Here is a 15,988-nt window from a genome sequence, read left to right as displayed (position 1 = left end):
GCAACGAGCAGCGCAACATGACAAGCCCGCCGCACGGACGGGCCCGTCACAGCGATGCGGGTGAAGACGTTACTTCTTCATCATTCCGTCTTCCTTCTTCATCATGCCGTCTTTCTTCACGCCATCGTCCTTCTTCATACCGTCGTGAGACATGGCATCCTTCTTCATACCGTCGCCCTTCGACATAGTGTCCTTTTTCATGCCGTCATCCTTGCTCATCTTGTCCTGAGCGAACGCGGCAGGTGCCAGCGCAAGGCTGAGCGAGACGAGCGCGGCGGACACGCCGAGCGCAAACTTGGTGGAGATGGTCATGATGTTTTTCCTCGGATCCATTTCTGAAGCGCGACGTCTGTCGCTATGAACCAGACGTACGGAGGTCGCGGTTTGTTACGTCGCATCAAAAAAGTCTTGATGATGCATCCGATAGCCATTGCGTGCGACGCAACATCACTTGCCCGCCGGTTCGGATTGTATAAACGAAGGGACGCGCGGTGACGGAGCAACAGGACGCGGGCGCATTTTGTCCCGCCCGGCACCAGACGAACACTTTCAGGAGTTACGCATGCTGACTCGCCGCCACATCCTTGGATCGGCCCTCGCCGTGCCTGCGATCCTTCGTTGCGGTATCGGTACGGCGCAGGCAGCGACTACACTGAAGATCTCGCACCAGTTTCCCGGCGGCACCATCGATAACGGCGACTTCCGCGACCGTCTGGTCCGGACTTTCGCCGCCGCCATTGCCAAGCAGAGTGGCGGCGACCTCGTTGCCGAGGTTTATCCGGATTCGTCGCTGATCAAGGCAGATGCGCAATTTTCCGCCATGCGCAAAGGGACTCTCGATCTCAGCCTTTATCCCTTGCCTTATGCCGGCAATGAATTGCCGGAAGCGAATATCGGCCTGATGCCCGGTCTGGTCTCGACCTACGATCAGGGCTTGCGCTGGAAGAACCTGCCGATCGGCAAGGCACTGAGCGACATTCTCGCCGACAAGGGCATCGTGCTGCTGACCTGGGTCTGGCAGGCCGGCGGTGTGGCTAGCCGCTCGCGCCCGCTGGTTGTCCCCGAGGACGCCAAGGGTCTCACGGTACGCGGCGGTTCGCGCGAGATGAACATGATGTTGCAGACTGCCGGCGCACGCGTGCTCTCAATGCCGTCCAACGAAATTTACGCGGCGATGAAGAGCGGCGCCTGCGATGCCGGCATCACCTCATCGACCAGCCTCATCTCATTCAAGCTGAGCGAAGTCGCCAAGCATCTGACCTCCGGCGCGGGTGCGTCCTACTGGTTCATGCTTGAGCCGCTGATGATGTCCAAGGCTGTGTTCGACAAATTGCCGAAAGCACACCAGGATATTCTGGTCTCGGTCGGCGCCGAGATGGAAGCCTTCGGCAAGGCGGGCGCGCAGCAAGACGATGTCGAAGTGTCCAGGGTCTATGAGAAGGCCGGCGCCCAGGTCAGCGCGCTCGACGCTGCGACCGTCGGCAAGTGGCGCGATATCGCGCGCGATACGGCGTGGAAGGACTATGTCGCCAAGACGCCGCTCACCGCGAACCTCCTCAAGCTCGCGCTGGACGTCCCGGCCTGACCCATCCTGTCGTCCGCCAACTGGCTCTCAGCGCGTCTTCGCGTTGAGTGCCGAAGCGACACGGCTGACCGGCGGGCGGCCGATCAGAGCACTGATGGTGTTGGTCGCAGCGAGCAGCTTGTTCATATCGACGGCCGTCGCAATCCCCATGCCTTCCAGCATGTAGACCACATCTTCGGTGCCGACATTGCCGGTCGCACCGGGCGCATAGGGGCAGCCGCCGAGACCGCCGGCAGCGCTGTCGACAACGCGACAGCCTTCTTCCATCCCGGCATAGAGATTGGCCAGCGCCTGACCATAAGTGTCGTGGAAGTGCATAGCGAGCTTTGGCATGGGAACCGAGCCAGCAACGGCGCGCAGCATCTGCCGCGCCTTCGACGGCGTCCCGACACCGATCGTGTCGCCGAGTGAGACTTCGTAGCAGCCGAGATCAAACAGCGTCTTCGAGACATCGACGACCGCCTGCGGCGCGACGTCGCCATCATAGGGACAACCGAGAACGCAGGACACGTAACCCCGCACGCGGATGCCGTCGGCCTTGGCGCGCTCGATCACCGGCTTGAAGCGCTCGATGGATTCGGCGACCGAGCAATTGATGTTGGCACGCGAAAAGCCTTCCGAGGCCGAGGCGAACACCGCGATGACTTTCGCGCCGACCGCCTTCGCGCCCTCATAGCCCTTCTCGTTCGGCACCAGCACATGGAATTCACCGGGCAAATCGCGCACGCCGAGAAATACCTGATCCGAACCCATCATTTTGGGGATCGCCTTGGGCGACACGAACGAGCCGACCTCGACCGTATGCAGGCCAGCCCCGACCAAAGCCTTCACGAAGGCGATGCGGTCTTCGACCGACACCGGCGTCTTTTCATTCTGCAGACCGTCGCGCGGACCGACCTCGACGATACGAACCTGATCACTCATGCTTGTTTCAATCTCACACGTCTTTCAGAAGATCAGGCGCTCGGCTCGACTTCCGCAAGCTCGACGCCTTCTCCAACGATATCGCCAACCTTGCACTTGATGCGCTTGAGCACGCCTGCGAACGGCGCGCGCAAGGTCTGCTCCATCTTCATGACTTCCAAGGTCAGGATGGCCGCGCCCTTCTCAAGGGTCGCGCCCTCCTCGGCCAGCAGCGCCACCACAGTGCCCGGCAACGGCGCAACGATCTTGTCCTCGCCGACTTGCTCTTCATCGTCGCCGCCGAACGGATCGACCCAATGCATGTCGAAACGGCCGTGACGCGTACGCAGGTAGAGTTCGTGGCCCTCGATCACCGAAACGATGTGCGAGCGTGCTCCGTCCAGTGTCAGATCGAAATGCCCGTCATCGGCCGCAGCCGTCTCAAACCCCAGTTCGCGAGTGCCGATCGAAATCGTTGCAGGACCGCTGCCGTAATTCAACGTCACGCGCTGCTCGTCCGAACCATGCTTGAATTTGAACACCCGCTGGCGACGCCCGACCGGCATCCAGCCAGCCGTCAGCCAGGGCGAGGCACCGGCGGCCCGTGCTGCCTGCTCTTCGCTCGAGACAATGGCGGCGACGGCCGCGCATAGTTCGAGATCGCCGGGCACCGCCGAGTCCGGCGTCAACACTTTTAATTCACGCTCGATAAAGCCGGTGTCGATGGTGTTGGCACGCACATCCGGATGCGTCACAAGCGCCGACAGGAACGGCGTGTTGGTGACGATGCCGCGAATATCAGTTTCTTCCAGCCCACGATTGAGCCGGTTGATCGCCGCATCGCGCGTCGGCGCCCAGGCGATCACCTTGGCGAGCATGGCGTCGTAGTTCGGCGACACCGCATCGCCCTCGCGATAGCCAGCATCAATGCGCAAGCCGTTCGTCTCAGCGGGCGTGCGCCAGGTGCGGATCCTGCCGACCGACGGCATGAAATTCTTGTGCGGGTTCTCGGCGTACACCCGCGCCTCGATGGCGTGGCCGTTGAGTTTGATCTGGTCCTGCGACAGCGGCAGCTTTTCGCCGAACGCCACGCGGAGCTGCCATTCGACCAGATCAATGCCGGTGATCAGTTCAGTGACGGGATGCTCGACCTGCAGGCGCGTGTTCATCTCAATGAAGAACACGTCCTTGCCGTCAGAGACGAATTCGATAGTGCCGGCGCCGACATAGTTCACCGCGCCTGCGGCCTTGCGTGCAGCCGCGCAAACCGCCTCACGCTGCGCGCCGTTCAACGTCGGCGACGGCGCCTCTTCGATCACCTTCTGATGCCGTCGCTGCAACGTACATTCGCGCTCGAACAGCGAGACCAGATTACCGTGGCTGTCGCCGACGATCTGCACCTCGATGTGGCGGGGATTGTCGACATACTTTTCGATCAGCATGCGGTCGTCGCCGAACGCTGCTTTGGCTTCGCGCTTGGCGCTGACGATGGCCGGAGCCAGTTCAACAGCCGAGCGCACCACGCGCATGCCACGCCCGCCGCCGCCCGCTGAGGCCTTCACCAGAACCGGGAAGCCGATCTTGTCGGCTGCCTTGGCCAATGTCGCGTCGTCCTGCGCTTCGCCATGGAAGCCCGGCACCAGCGGCACGCCAGCCTTCTCCATCAGCGCCTTGGAGCCCGACTTCGAGCCCATCGCAGTGATCATCTCCGCAGTAGGTCCAACGAAGATCAGGCCGGCATCGGCACAAGCCTGCGCGAACTCGGCGCTCTCGGAGAGAAAGCCGTAGCCGGGATGGATCGCCTCGGCGCCGGTCTTCTTTGCAGCTTCGAGAATGCGCTCGATATTGAGATAGCTGTCGCGCGCACGCGCCGGGCCGATCAACACGGCCTCGTCGGCTTCCGCGACATGCAGCGCATTGGCATCTGCCTCGGAATAGACCGCGACGGTGCGCAAGCCCATGGCCCGCGCGGTACGGATGACGCGACAGGCTATCTCGCCGCGATTGGCGATCAGGAGCGTGCGAAAGCGGCGATATAAAGCTTTTGAGATTTCGGCTTTGGCCATCATCACATCCTGAACAGGCCGAAGCGCGTCGGCTCGATCGGCGCATTGGCCGATGCTGACAAACCAAGTCCGAGCACCAGGCGCGTATCTGCGGGATCGATCACGCCATCATCCCAGAGGCGCGCCGTTGCGTAATACGGGCTGCCCTGGGTCTCGAACTGGTCGCGTGTCGGCTTGCGAAACGCTTCCTCCTCTTCGGTCGACCAGGTGCCGCCCTTGGCTTCGATATTGTCGCGGCGCAGCTGACTCAGCACCATCGCTGCCTGCTCACCGCCCATCACCGAGATACGGGCATTGGGCCACATCCACAGAAAGCGCGGGCTGTAGGCGCGGCCGCACATGCCGTAATTGCCGGCGCCATAGGAGCCGCCGACCACCACGGTGAATTTCGGGACGTTGGCCGTGGCGACAGCTGTCACCAGTTTGGCGCCATCGCGCGCAATGCCGCCGGCTTCGTATTTCTTGCCGACCATGAAGCCGGTGATGTTCTGCAGGAACACCAGCGGGATGTTGCGCTGGCAGCAGAGCTCGATGAAATGCGCGCCCTTCAGCGAGCTCTCGCTGAACAGGATGCCGTTGTTAGCGATGATGCCGACCGGGAAGCCCCAGATATGCGCGAAGCCGCAGATTAGAGTCGTGCCGTAGAGCTTCTTGAATTCGTCGAATTCGGAGCCGTCGACAATGCGCGCGATGATGTCGTGCATGTCGAACGGCTTGCGCGCGTCGGCAGGAATGACACCGTAGAGTTCTTCAGCCGCGTATACAGGATCGCGGGGCGCCTGCATGTTCAGTGTGGCCCGCTGTGGTGGCTTCAGTGTCGCGACGATTTTTCGCGCGATGCCGATGGCGTGACCATCGTTCTGCGCATAGTGATCGGTGACGCCCGATTGTCGTGAATGGACGTCGGCACCGCCGAGCTCTTCCGCGGTGACCACCTCCCCGGTTGCTGCTTTCACCAGCGGCGGACCGCCGAGGAAGATCGTGCCCTGATTGCGCACGATGATGCTCTCGTCGGACATCGCCGGCATATAAGCGCCGCCGGCAGTGCACGAGCCCATCACGACAGCAATCTGCGGAATGCCCTGCGCCGACATCTGCGCCTGATTGTAGAAGATGCGGCCGAAATGGCGCTCATCCGGAAAGATGTCGTCCTGCTGCGGCAAGAACGCACCGCCGGAGTCCACCATATAGATACACGGCAGATTGTTCTGCCGCGCGATGTCCTGCGCGCGCAGATGCTTCTTCACCGTCATCGGATAGTAAGTGCCGCCCTTGATGGTCGCATCATTGGCGACGATCATGCACTCCCTGCCCGACACCCGGCCGACGCCAGTGATAACGCTGGCGGAATGGACATCGCCGCCATAGAGGCCGTTGGCGGCCAATGGCGAGAGTTCGAGGAAGGCCGTGCCGGGATCGATCATCAGATCGACACGCTCGCGGGCCAGCATCTTGCCGCGCGCGGTGTGCTTGGCGCGGGACGCCTTGCCGCCGCCCCCGGCGACCGCACCGAGCTTGTCCTTGAGCTCGGCAACCTGCGCCTTCATCACATCGACATTGCGTTTGAACTCGGCCGAGGTGGGATCGATCGTGGAGCGAAGCGACATCGGCTTCCGTTTCCTGCAGGGTCTGTTTCTTGTTTGCACGGCGGCCCGGCAACGGGCCTGCCATGATGGTGTCACCCCGTCGTGGCGGGACGCAACCCTAACTTTCGGTGCTGGTCAGGGTGAGATTTGGAGCGTTACGGAGGCTGATTTGCCCGCAAACCGGTCGTCAGTGCGACCATGGCTCCGAGCGGCGGAACGCAAAATTGTCGGCATAGGCGATGGTCCGGGGCGCACGCACCTTGGGCTCGATCACCTGATAGGCAATGCCTTCGCGCTCGCAGTAGGCGACCGCCTCTTCCTTGCTGTCGAAGTGGATGGACAGCTGCTGCTTCATGTCACCGGACGACGTCCAGCCCATCAGGGGCTCGATCACCCGCGCCTGCTCCGGCTCATAATCGAGCTGCCAGTCCTTGGTCTTGGCGAGGCCTGCCTGCATGGCATTCTTGGGGGCTTTGAAGATACGTGCGGTCATGGAATGCGATAGCCTTTTAAGGATGGGCCTTCGTCTCGGGATTAGCGTCTCGGGATCGGCCTTGGTCAGCTGCGACACTGCGACAAATTGGTGAAAACGGCGGGGCTGGTATATCCAATTGTCACGAATTTGATCCGTGATTCCGTCGTTTGGCGGCTTCGTTATTGTGTATATTCGTTCTACGGCGTCGTGACAATCGGGGCACGAAGCGGTCTATCTGATCTCGCAATTCGGCATCACGAAGGGCTCCTGAAGCGGCACCCATGGATATTCACGCCATCCTTCCCCCCAAAGGCCGAGACCTTCGGCTGGACCTGTTCCGCGGTATCGCCAACTGGGCGATCTACCTCGATCACATCCCCGACAATGTGGTGAACTGGGTCACCACCCGGAACTATGGCTTCTCCGACGCCGCCGACCTGTTCGTCTTCATCTCCGGCTACACGGCGTCCTTCGTCTACGCCAAGATGATGCTGGAGCGCGGCTTCATCGTCGGCGCTACGCGCCTCACCAAGCGGGTCTGGCAGCTCTATGTCGCCCACGTTATCCTGTTCGTGATCTACATCGCCGCCATCGGCTATGTGGCGCAGCGCTATAACGACCCCGACATCATCAACGAGTTCAACGTTGCCGGTCTGGTCGACAATCCGATCCAGACGCTGACGCAAGGTCTGCTGCTCAAGTTCAAGCCGCTCAATCTCGACGTGCTGCCACTCTATATTGTGCTGATGGGCCTGTTCCCGCCGGTGCTGTGGATGATGCTGCGCAAGCCGGATCTGACGATGCTGGCGTCGCTGGCGCTGTATTTCGCGGCACGCCAGTTCGGCTGGAATCTGCCCGCCTATCCCTACGGCGTCTGGTACTTCAACCCGTTCACCTGGCAATTACTGTTTGTGTTCGGCGCCTGGTTCGCGCTCGGCGGCGCGCTCGAGTCACGCTCGGTGATCCGCTCCAAGGTGCTGCTGTATTTTGGCATCGCCTATCTCTTGTTCTCGCTTGTCATGACCATGGCCGGTCGCTTCCCGGACACCGGCCACATGATCATGCCGGACTGGTTGTTCGACGCGTTCAATCCAAACGACAAGACCAACCTCGCGCCCTATCGCGTGCTGCATTTCGTGATCATCGCCTTCTTCGTCACCCGCTTCGTGCCGAAGGAATGGAAAGGCCTGGAGTGGCCGGTGTTTCAGCCGCTCATCAAATGCGGCCAGCAGTCGCTCGCCGTATTCTGCGTCGGCGTGTTCCTGTCCTTCGTCGGCCACTTCCAGCTGATGATGTCGTCGGGCTCGCTGCTGGCGCAAATATTCGTCAGCGCCGCCGGCATCGGCATCATGACCGGCGTGGCCTATTACATCTCGTGGTCGAAGAAGCAGGACAAGCCGTTGCCGAAGCCGGCAGCTCCAGCAACGTCAGAACAGCAGGCATCGCCGTCGAAAGCCGCAGAATAGACCCGTTGTCGAACATGGTGCGGGACAGGCGAGAAATCGCCGGCAGATGCCTTGCTGCCCCCGGCCTAAGCGTGTATCGACACCGCATCGTCGGGGTATAGCGCAGCCTGGTAGCGCGGCGGTTTTGGGTACCGCAGGTCCTAGGTTCGAATCCTAGTGCCCCGACCATCCCCCATTATATTCAATGACTTAGCGCTTCTTGAACAGCGGATGGACCACCTGGTCCCCGGGCGCGATTCCATATTTTTTGGCGGTGCCTGCGACCACTTCGAGAACAGCCCGTGCGGGGCCTCCCGATGAAATGATCTTGAGGGATTGTGGCTCGGTATTCTCCGCGATCCGGAGCACCCGGCCGTCGCCGGTAATGAAGACCATGTCGAGCGAAACGAAGGTGTTCTTCATCCACATGGAGACCTGCTGCTCCGGCGTGAAGTCGAACAGCATGCCGCGGCCGTCCGCGAGCTCCTTGCGGTACATCAGACCGGTCGCCCGCTCCTCGTCGGTCTTGGCGATTTCGACGGAGAACATCCGCACACCTGACTTGGTGACGATTTCGAGCGGCTGGAATTCGGCGGCTGCGGCTGGCTTGTAAGGGCCGACAAGGGCCAGAGCGGCGATCACCGCCAGCATCGAGAGGCGGCAGCGGGCGGCGAAGCGAAACAGACTCATGAAGGGCAATCCACGCAAAGAGCCCGGTCACGACGCCGGGCGGCGCGACCCTAGCCTGACGACGCGTGCCAGCGCCAGACGGTCGTGATGCACAGCCGCGTGATGGCCCTCGGACGGTAAGGCTGGCAGGAAACCCGCAAGAAACTTGGAAAACCGTAGACGGCTTAGTGCGACGAAAGACCCGGCGTACCCCCTTCGGGCTGGATCTCGGCAGCCATCATGCCCTTGGAGCCGGGCCCAAAGCGCACCAGCACATACTGGCCGGGACGCAGCTCGGTCATGCCGAAGCGGCGCAGGGTTTCCATGTGGACGAAGATATCCGGCGTGCCTTCGCCGCAGCTGAGGAAGCCGAAGCCACGCAGCCGGTTGAACCACTTCACCTGCGCCCGCTCGAGGCCACTGGTAGGCGTCACGCTGACATGAGTGCGCGGCGGCAACATCTGCGCGGGATGGATGGCAGTCGACTCGTCCATCGAAACAACGCGGAAAGCCTGATAGCCCTTGGACCGCTGGGTGCATTCAACGACCACACGGGCACCTTCATAGGCCGTCTGGTAGCCGTCGCGGCGAAGCACGGTCACATGCAGGAGCACGTCGGCTGCGCCATTGTCAGGAATGATGAAGCCATAACCCTTGGAAGCATCGAACCACTTGATAACACCGCTGATCTCGACGAGATCGACGGCGTTGCCTTCGCCGACACCCGCAAAGGGGTCGAGTGCGTCGCGGCTTGCGTTGCCTGAAAGCTCATTCCCTGGTCGCGGACCACCCGCTCCGGGAATCAGTCCCCCCAACCGCTTGGACTCAAATGCGTCCGACCCCATGGCCCCGGATCCCACTATCATTTGCGCTGTCAGCCCTGTCAGCGCCATCTCACATGCCCCATCGAAGCTAATTCACGATGGCGCGGTGCGAATCTTTCGATTCGAAGATAACACTGTCGCCTGATCAGCAAAGACAAAAAACGAACACAGTGACAGCTATGAACAGCTTGCGCTCAAACGAATCAGATGCGCATCAATTTCCGACGAATGGTCCGAGCGTTTCGCCGATATCATGGCGAATGACAAGGTCAGCGTGATCGTCCTGCTCGGTCGCCTCATTGTTGATGATAACAAGGCGTGCACCGGCATGTTTCGCCATCATCGGGAATCCCGCTGCGGGCCACACGACGAGCGACGATCCAATCGCAATGAACAGATCGCAGTGCTGCGATAGCTCAGCTGCGCGACGCATCTCATCTTCAGGCATCGCCTGACCGAATGAGATCGTCGCAGCCTTCACGGGCTCGCCGCATACCGTGCAGTCTGGCGCCTGTCTTTCGGAATCGAATCTGCTCTTCACCCAATCGAGCTCATAGCGCCTCGCGCAACCGATGCAGCGCGCATAGGTCGTATTGCCGTGCAGCTCGATCACAGCGTCAGCCTTGAAGCCGGACGCTTGATGCAGGTTGTCGATGTTTTGGGTGATCACAGCAGGAATCTTGCCAGCCTTGTAGAGCGAGGCGAGTGCGCGATGCCCGCGACCAGGCTTGGCCGCAGCGAATGTCTCTTCCATCGCAAAGCGCCGGCGCCAGGCTTCATCGCGCGCATCCTGACTGGCGACGAACTCGTCGAACGGAATTGGCCGGTTACGGGTCCACAAGCCACCAGGCGAACGGAAATCGGGAATGCCCGTTTCGGTCGAGATCCCCGCGCCGGTGAACGGCACGATGGTTCTGGCTTCGGCGATCATCTCGCCAAGACGATCCACGCCAGTGCGAAGGTCAGTTGCAATCATTGGAAGGTCCGAGAGGAAGTGATCCGACGACAATGCCGCAGACCGGGATCCGGTGCCATGCCGGGATCAACGCATGTTTTGCTTCGTCGCCACGTTTCCAGGATCTATTTCGCTTTGGCGCGTCCATTCCTGGCGGGCTTGTCGATCAAAAAGTCTTCCCGCTTGTGACCGGCGGCGATCTCCTTCGCGAGCCAGCCCGCAACACCGCCGCGCCCGGTCCAGGTCTCTCCCGTTTTGGGATGGCGATACTTCGCCGGAACCTTGATGCCTTTGACGCGGCTGGTTTTGCCATCGACGCTTCTGATCTGTGCGAGTTGCGCCTGCAATTCGGCACGGTGGGCTTGCAGTTGCTTGTCGATATCCTCCCGCAATGCGAGGAGTTCGGGAACCGAAAGAGACTTGATATCAAGGGCCGGCATAAACAAGCTCCGATCAAATGCGTCCGCACTCCTTCCCAAGGCGCGCAAAATACGCGCCAGCGTGCGTCAATTAAATGAAATGCGGGCGGTGTCAAAACACCACATCAAAATCAAATATCGGGGCGAAGCTGAAATGAGCTCCGCCCTTAAGTAATTAAATACCGATTTGCGAAATCTTTATGCAGCCCGCGAGACATCGGCGGAGAGCTCGCTCTTCGGCAGATCGTCCTTCTTCGGCTTTGCCACCGGCGTTGCCTGAGACTTCTTCACGGACTTGCCGTACTGCGCGAGCTTATCCAGCTCGGCTTCGAGCTCAGCCTGACGCGCAGCAACTTTTTCTGCCAGCTTGTCGGATGCATGATCGCGCAGTGCAGCAAGTTCCTCGATGCTCAGTGAGTCCAGATCGATCTTGGCCATGGAAATCTCCGTTTGTTCCGAACTAGCGGTAACGCCCATGCGCCGCAAGCGCGGCAGCGGGATCATCCACCGAAGACATCATGATGGATGCAATTCAATTGACGTCGAGCTCACGCTTCGCAGAGAATGGATGCGGGATTGGGGAAACGCGTCATGGCATCTTGGAAAGAAGAGCGTGACCGACTGGTCGCGCAGACGCTCGCATTCGTACAGGAGGTCGCCGCCGCGCATCCGGTCGCGGCCCAGCGACTGAACATCTGGCAACCGCCGAGCCACGCGCCGTCGCACGCATCCGATCCAACGGAAACCGTCACCTCGCCCGCCATCGCGGGCGCCGATCGCTTGACGGCCCCTACATTGATTGTACATGCGGCGAACGCGGCAATTGAAACCTCGGAGCGTAGTTCGCAGGACCTTCCTGTTGCAGGTCCAACCAACACACCATCTCCTGCCCGGAGAGATCCGCTTTATTCGGGCCCATCCGAGCGGGCCGAGATCCTCAAGCGCGTTGCTTCGTTCAAGGCTCGCCAGGCCCAGATGATCCATGAGCGCGACGTCTACTACGAAGCCATGCAGACGCGTATCCGAACAACGCTGCGGAACGATTCCGGGCGCGACCGGTTGTAAAGCCGGAGCAGTTTCCCCGATGCTCTGTTTTCAGAAAGCCCCGTCCTCCCCCGGCGGGGCTTTCGCCTTGCGGGCTTCAACGTGAGGAGACGGTCTGTCGGTTCGGGTTATTTGCCGAGGTGTCGCCGCACGGCGGCAACCGACGAGCCGACCTTTTCGATCGCGGCGTTCAATTCGGTCGGCGAGACGCTCAGCCGATAGGCCCAATAGTCGCGTTGGGAAGCATCACTGGAATCGATCACCGGCGCCGGCCGGACGCCGCGTTCGGACGCCAGGACGACGGCGACTGGGACGAGACTGATCATGCCGGCAGGGTAACACGTCGCCCGCACAGCCCAAGCGAGCGCTCGCTCCAACGTTAACAGGCGATTGATGCGATCTCGGAAAGTCGTCCAGCCAAAGCAAGCCTTGCCGCGAGCGGCTACTGAACCACCGAGCCCAGCGAGGCCTGGATCTCATTGAGCGGGATGCAAAGCTTTTTGCGGCGCAGGCCGCGAATGGCGCCGGTGACCTTCAAGATCTTGCCGGCCGCACATGACCCGTCCTGGACCAGCGCGCTCTCGTAAGGCGCCAGAATGAGCGGTTCAGCTGTCCGAATGGACTGAGCGGCGGAAGGTGTGGCCAACGCCACCAGAGAAATTCCGAAAGTCCCCAAAACCCAAAAACGCATGGTCGTCCCCAACACAGCAAATACGCACCGGTCCAAGGGTAATCGTTCACGCCCTTCAATTTTTGCAGTCAGCTCTCCCCGAGCCGTTACCGCAACTATTGCCCCGACCACCGCGAAACACAAAGCAATTTTCGCGCCGATTTCCGGTCTCAGCATAGGGTCAGAGCGTGACCTGCTCGTGACCGCACTCCTTGCAGGTGAAAGACACCCGCGCGACGCCCTTTGGCGCCGAGACCTTGTTCGCCGCGCCGCACTTGCCGCAGGTCGTCATAATCCGTGTGTCGCCCTGCTTCACCACCAGCGCCTTGCGCTCCATGGTCTCGCGGATCAGACGCTCGGCCTCTTCGCGCATTGCCTGCTTGCTCATGCAGCTCTCCTGACAGACGCCGAAGCAAAAGGCCCCGATCGAGCGGCCTTATAACCGATGACGATGACACTCTCCATCGCGATCAAAATCGGGAGCCCCGGATCGCACCATTCCCCTGCAGAATTTCCGTGTATTCCAATCTGCCGCAGCGAGATCCCGATGGACAGAATGGCTGACCTGAACTAGAACAAATAGCGAACATCATTCGCCAATGTTTTATCGGGACGTCACAGGAACCGCCGGGTTGGCGGGGCATACGCGGCTGGAGAACAGGGAGACTGACATGGATTTGCAGGCACGTATCGACCTTTGGAAAAGCATCGATCCGGATCCGGAATTCTGCCGCAAGGCAGAACGAGAAATGCTGCTGTTGAGTTGTCAGGACGAAGACTGGGTCAACGCGCGGATGCGGGATTTCGAACAGGCGCTCGCGTTGGAGAGTGCTGAATAACGGAACCCTTTGGCGTCGGCGGCGTTACGTCTGCGCTGGAATATCCAACCTCGCTTCACAGCGGTGATGCGAGGTTTTGTTTTGCCGGTGATTCGGCGCGGGAGATCTCAGCTTGCGTGAGCGTCGCGCGCTGCGACTTATCCACTGGTTGCCTTGCAAAGATCGGATTGATGCCGCATTCGGCATCGATGCTCTCCTTGGGGAGCGAAACGAAGAGAAGAGAATGAACGAAGAAAGAATTTCAGCGGCACGCGCCGACATGGAACGCCGGGTGGCAGAATTTCGCGAGAAACAGGCGAAGTTTCAGCGCGAACGTGAAGACTATTACGAGACCACGATCGAAAAGGTACGGGCAACCGACTGGAACGAGTTCGTGACACCCCGTCAGGAGCGCCGTGTACGGCACTAGCTACGATCTGCTCGCAGCAGCGACCAATAAAAAGCCCGCCATTTCTGGCGGGCTTTTTATTGAATGCGCGTCACGCGCGTGCAGCGCAATAGGCCCGAAGCAATGCTCCGGGCCGTGTTCGGCCCTACCAATAGCCATAGCTGCGATAGTAACGCAGGCCATAGGCATAGGGGCCGGGACCATAGTAACCGCCATAGTAAGCCGGACGGTAATAGCGCGGTCGGTAATAGCCGTAGCCGGGACCGTAGCCATAATAGCGTGGGCCATATCCGTATCCGTACGGCCCGTACGCACCATAGGCCCCCGCGGCCAGCGCACCTGCGGCAATACCAAAGCCGATTGCGGGACCCGGTCCCCAACCTCTACCCCATCCGCGCGCTTCAGCAGGCGCCGTAACGGCGGTCGTGCCGATGGCTGCGACAGTGGCCAGGATCAATGCTGCCTTTTTCATGTGATACCCTTTCTGTTCACCACCGGCCAAATAACGCCAAGCTTTTTTGTTGGTTTCAGGGCCTGTAAGATTTCACCGCTCGGGTTCCAGACCGGAGGTGCGTCATGATGCCCATTCGCTATCGCCGTGCGCAGCTCGCCCGCCAGCTTCAGGCCTTTCACGCGGCGCACCCCGAATTCATCAGAGAGCGGCTTCGCGCTTTCGATGAACACAACGGACGCGACAAGATGATTCCCGTGACGCATCGCAAAATGAAACCGTCACCCTATACGCGTCGCTTGGCTACGCTCCCCCGCGACAAGGCGCCGATTAGCTCGGGGTGAAGCCTTAACGCGCCCCATACCGCCTTCACGTTTCATTCACCATGAGGGGCCGGTTATCGGAACGGCTCGCAAAGCCGACGCTTTCCTCTCCATGAATGTACGTGGTGTCGCACGGACACGCGTGCGAGCAGTGGAGTAATGGCGATGATTGAACAGATCGCAAAGATCGACAAGGCGCTCGATGAATTGCTCGTCGGCCTTGGCCAGATGGTGCTGCGCCTGTCGAGTCCGCATGTCACGCGTACGCGCGAGGAACGCGAGGCTCTTGTCCGCTCAGTCAATCAGTTCTCAACCTGCGCAGCCCGCTCCAGCGATCCGCGGGTCCTCAAGCTTGCTGACGACTTGCAAAATACGCTGAAGCCGCGCCTGCGTCTCGTGGCCAGTCGCTGACAACGCTGGACGTCCCAGAACATTTGCAGGGCAACGACGTAGGAACGTTTCTCCCTTTTACCTGTTGGCCAGACACAACCAAAAGGGAGGCTCTACATGCCCATCGAAGCAAGTGAACAAGGTAACCTGATTGGCAGCGACAAGGTCGAAGGCACCGCAGTGTTCGGCGCTGACGACCAGAAGATCGGTTCAATCGAGCGCGTGATGATCGACAAGAAGAGTGGCCGGGTGTCCTACGCTGTGCTCAGCTTTGGCGGCTTTCTCGGCATCGGCGACGATCACTATCCCCTGCCATGGCAGTCGCTGAAATATGATACCGCACTGGGCGGTTATCGCACTGGCGTAACGCAGCAGCAGCTGGAGAACGCTCCCAAATATGGCAACGACAATAGTTGGAATTGGGCTGACACATCGCGGGCCCGCGCGGTGAACGATTACTACGGCGTTCCCATGAGCATCTGACGCCCGGGATATACCACACAGCAGAACGGCACCCAATCGGGTGCCGTTCTTGTTTGTTCACCCAGTCCGATGCATCGGCTCTAGTGCGCCAGTTCCTTGCGCACTGCCGCAGCCGCATTGCCAACTTTCTCCACCGCCGCCTGCAGCTGCTCGCGGGAAACGCCGAGCTGATGGGTCCAGTATTTCACCTCATGCGCCTCGTGCATGTTGATCTTGCTGCGATCCGGCTGACCCTTGTTCTTCCGGTCGTCCATCGTCGTCGGCCTCTTCAATTAACTGGTTGATGTACATGGCGAGCTGCTCGCCGGCGTCATTGAAATCTTCGTCCACGCAAGGTGTCCCATATGCCGTTTGGTGAGTGCAAAACATGCACGATCGTGAGTTGTTCCGGGCGCCGCTCACCTGCCACACAAGCAATTGTTCAAATGCCGGAGATTCCGCCAACCCGGCTTTAACTGCACTTCCAGAGCTCG

Annotated in this window: 23 protein-coding genes and 1 tRNA gene; 8 read left to right on the top strand and 16 right to left on the bottom strand. The window is 60.4% G+C overall.

What is annotated here, in order from left to right; translation table 11 throughout:
- Positions 1–69: 69 nt before the first annotated feature.
- Positions 70–312 carry a pentapeptide MXKDX repeat protein gene (locus BLW80_RS14610; RefSeq protein ID WP_093759095.1) on the bottom strand — a complete coding sequence of 81 codons (243 nt, stop codon included), beginning with the start codon at positions 310–312 and terminating at the stop codon, positions 70–72.
- Between the two features lie 250 nt (positions 313–562).
- Between BLW80_RS14610 and dctP the strand changes: the two genes are divergently transcribed.
- Complete coding sequence (gene dctP / locus BLW80_RS14605; RefSeq protein WP_093758520.1) at positions 563–1,585, top strand: TRAP transporter substrate-binding protein DctP; 1,023 nt, start codon at positions 563–565, stop codon at positions 1,583–1,585.
- A gap of 27 nt (positions 1,586–1,612) precedes the next feature.
- Here the strand turns inward: dctP and BLW80_RS14600 are convergent, their stop codons facing one another.
- The 4 genes from BLW80_RS14600 to BLW80_RS14585 form a co-directional block, all read right to left on the bottom strand.
- Positions 1,613–2,509 carry a hydroxymethylglutaryl-CoA lyase gene (locus BLW80_RS14600; RefSeq protein WP_093758519.1) on the bottom strand — a complete coding sequence of 299 codons (897 nt, stop codon included), beginning with the start codon at positions 2,507–2,509 and terminating at the stop codon, positions 1,613–1,615.
- A 32-nt stretch (positions 2,510–2,541) separates the two neighbouring features.
- Positions 2,542–4,554: an acetyl/propionyl/methylcrotonyl-CoA carboxylase subunit alpha gene (locus BLW80_RS14595; RefSeq protein ID WP_093759094.1), complete on the bottom strand. Its 2,013-nt coding sequence runs from the start codon at positions 4,552–4,554 to the stop codon at positions 2,542–2,544.
- 2 nt (positions 4,555–4,556) lie between these two features.
- On the bottom strand, positions 4,557–6,161 hold the full coding sequence (locus BLW80_RS14590) for a carboxyl transferase domain-containing protein (protein WP_089264255.1): 1,605 nt from the start codon (positions 6,159–6,161) through the stop codon (positions 4,557–4,559).
- 166 nt (positions 6,162–6,327) lie between these two features.
- A complete protein-coding gene (locus tag BLW80_RS14585; RefSeq protein WP_089264254.1) occupies positions 6,328–6,633 on the bottom strand; it encodes an ETC complex I subunit in 306 nt (101 codons plus the stop codon).
- A gap of 263 nt (positions 6,634–6,896) precedes the next feature.
- On the opposite strand from BLW80_RS14585, the gene BLW80_RS14580 reads away from it, so the two are divergent.
- Positions 6,897–8,081 (top strand): OpgC domain-containing protein, encoded by a 1,185-nt coding sequence (locus BLW80_RS14580; protein WP_093758518.1) that lies wholly within the window; start codon positions 6,897–6,899, stop codon positions 8,079–8,081.
- 91 nt (positions 8,082–8,172) lie between these two features.
- Positions 8,173–8,249, top strand: a tRNA-Pro gene (locus BLW80_RS14575).
- A 21-nt stretch (positions 8,250–8,270) separates the two neighbouring features.
- Here BLW80_RS14575 and BLW80_RS14570 read toward each other — a convergent pair.
- From BLW80_RS14570 to BLW80_RS14550, 5 genes are all read right to left on the bottom strand, one after another.
- On the bottom strand, positions 8,271–8,750 hold the full coding sequence (locus BLW80_RS14570) for a DUF192 domain-containing protein (protein ID WP_093758517.1): 480 nt from the start codon (positions 8,748–8,750) through the stop codon (positions 8,271–8,273).
- A 164-nt stretch (positions 8,751–8,914) separates the two neighbouring features.
- Positions 8,915–9,574 (bottom strand): cold-shock protein, encoded by a 660-nt coding sequence (locus BLW80_RS14565; RefSeq protein ID WP_170849667.1) that lies wholly within the window; start codon positions 9,572–9,574, stop codon positions 8,915–8,917.
- Positions 9,575–9,767: 193 nt separating this feature from the next.
- Positions 9,768–10,529 (bottom strand): SIR2 family NAD-dependent protein deacylase, encoded by a 762-nt coding sequence (locus BLW80_RS14560; RefSeq protein ID WP_089264251.1) that lies wholly within the window; start codon positions 10,527–10,529, stop codon positions 9,768–9,770.
- A 104-nt stretch (positions 10,530–10,633) separates the two neighbouring features.
- A complete protein-coding gene (locus BLW80_RS14555) occupies positions 10,634–10,948 on the bottom strand; it encodes an H-NS histone family protein (protein WP_093758516.1) in 315 nt (104 codons plus the stop codon).
- A gap of 177 nt (positions 10,949–11,125) precedes the next feature.
- A complete protein-coding gene (locus tag BLW80_RS14550) occupies positions 11,126–11,365 on the bottom strand; it encodes a hypothetical protein (protein WP_093758515.1) in 240 nt (79 codons plus the stop codon).
- Positions 11,366–11,518: 153 nt separating this feature from the next.
- On the opposite strand from BLW80_RS14550, the gene BLW80_RS14545 reads away from it, so the two are divergent.
- A complete protein-coding gene (locus tag BLW80_RS14545; RefSeq protein WP_093758514.1) occupies positions 11,519–11,992 on the top strand; it encodes a hypothetical protein in 474 nt (157 codons plus the stop codon).
- Positions 11,993–12,099: 107 nt separating this feature from the next.
- On the opposite strand, the gene BLW80_RS14540 is transcribed toward BLW80_RS14545, so the two are convergent.
- From BLW80_RS14540 to BLW80_RS14530, 3 genes are all read right to left on the bottom strand, one after another.
- Positions 12,100–12,297, bottom strand: a complete 198-nt coding sequence (locus BLW80_RS14540) for a DUF3606 domain-containing protein (protein WP_093758513.1) — start codon at positions 12,295–12,297, stop codon at positions 12,100–12,102.
- A 116-nt stretch (positions 12,298–12,413) separates the two neighbouring features.
- Positions 12,414–12,818 carry a DUF6719 family protein gene (locus BLW80_RS29905; RefSeq protein ID WP_139285834.1) on the bottom strand — a complete coding sequence of 135 codons (405 nt, stop codon included), beginning with the start codon at positions 12,816–12,818 and terminating at the stop codon, positions 12,414–12,416.
- A gap of 4 nt (positions 12,819–12,822) precedes the next feature.
- The gene (locus BLW80_RS14530) at positions 12,823–13,029 is read right to left on the bottom strand and encodes a hypothetical protein (RefSeq protein WP_089264246.1); all 207 of its coding nucleotides are present in this window, start codon (positions 13,027–13,029) and stop codon (positions 12,823–12,825) included.
- 283 nt (positions 13,030–13,312) lie between these two features.
- On the opposite strand from BLW80_RS14530, the gene BLW80_RS30315 reads away from it, so the two are divergent.
- On the top strand, positions 13,313–13,480 hold the full coding sequence (locus BLW80_RS30315; protein WP_158550333.1) for a hypothetical protein: 168 nt from the start codon (positions 13,313–13,315) through the stop codon (positions 13,478–13,480).
- Positions 13,481–13,592: 112 nt separating this feature from the next.
- The gene (locus BLW80_RS14520; protein ID WP_093758510.1) at positions 13,593–13,889 is read left to right on the top strand and encodes a hypothetical protein; all 297 of its coding nucleotides are present in this window, start codon (positions 13,593–13,595) and stop codon (positions 13,887–13,889) included.
- Positions 13,890–14,013: 124 nt separating this feature from the next.
- Here the strand turns inward: BLW80_RS14520 and BLW80_RS14515 are convergent, their stop codons facing one another.
- Positions 14,014–14,340, bottom strand: a complete 327-nt coding sequence (locus BLW80_RS14515; RefSeq protein ID WP_093758509.1) for a hypothetical protein — start codon at positions 14,338–14,340, stop codon at positions 14,014–14,016.
- Positions 14,337–14,552 carry a hypothetical protein gene (locus BLW80_RS30310; protein WP_170849666.1) on the bottom strand — a complete coding sequence of 72 codons (216 nt, stop codon included), beginning with the start codon at positions 14,550–14,552 and terminating at the stop codon, positions 14,337–14,339. Before BLW80_RS30310 ends, BLW80_RS14515 begins: the two co-directional genes overlap by 4 nt.
- 255 nt (positions 14,553–14,807) lie before the next feature.
- Between BLW80_RS30310 and BLW80_RS14505 the strand changes: the two genes are divergently transcribed.
- Entirely contained in the window at positions 14,808–15,053 is a 246-nt protein-coding gene (locus BLW80_RS14505; protein ID WP_081422011.1) for a hypothetical protein, read from the top strand.
- 96 nt (positions 15,054–15,149) lie between these two features.
- Complete coding sequence (locus BLW80_RS14500; RefSeq protein WP_093758507.1) at positions 15,150–15,515, top strand: PRC-barrel domain-containing protein; 366 nt, start codon at positions 15,150–15,152, stop codon at positions 15,513–15,515.
- Positions 15,516–15,595: 80 nt separating this feature from the next.
- Here the strand turns inward: BLW80_RS14500 and BLW80_RS14495 are convergent, their stop codons facing one another.
- On the bottom strand, positions 15,596–15,769 hold the full coding sequence (locus tag BLW80_RS14495; protein WP_081422012.1) for a DUF3606 domain-containing protein: 174 nt from the start codon (positions 15,767–15,769) through the stop codon (positions 15,596–15,598).
- Positions 15,770–15,988: the final 219 nt, after the last annotated feature.

The organism is Tardiphaga sp. OK245 (assembly GCF_900108575.1).
In the GTDB taxonomy this organism is placed as follows: Bacteria; Pseudomonadota; Alphaproteobacteria; order Rhizobiales; family Xanthobacteraceae; genus Tardiphaga; species Tardiphaga robiniae.
Note: the sequence above shows the minus strand (reverse complement) of the source record. Positions and strands in the feature narration are given on the sequence as shown.